The sequence below is a fragment of the Pleomorphochaeta sp. DL1XJH-081 genome (genome assembly GCF_049310885.1).
Lineage (GTDB): Bacteria > Spirochaetota > Spirochaetia > Sphaerochaetales > Sphaerochaetaceae > CAYZJV01.
The window spans coordinates 1-277 of sequence record NZ_JBMDYO010000075.1; the positions used below are offsets into that span (position 1 = coordinate 1).

General features: G+C 57.4%; 1 pseudogene. It reads right to left on the bottom strand.

Annotated features, from left to right (window positions below):
- A pseudogene (locus tag ACODJP_RS13955) lies at positions 1–277 on the bottom strand (glutathione synthase); the annotation flags it as partial.

A 277-nucleotide genomic window follows, 5' to 3' on the forward strand; every position in this document is an offset into this window, starting at 1 on the left:
TGATCGACACCGGAAACTCTGCTTCAATCTCACGAATACAGGTTGGGCTGGTGACGTTAATTTCAGTCAGACGGTCGCCGATGATATCCAGACCAACAAAAATCAGCCCTTTTTCTTTCAGCGTCGGCCCGATCTGATGGGCGATTTTCCAGTCACTTTCCGTCAGCGGACGAGGTTCACCGCGTCCACCGGCAGCCAGATTGCCACGGGTTTCGCCCCCCTGCGGAATACGCGCCAGGCAGTACGGTACCGGCTCGCCATCCACCACCAGCACGCG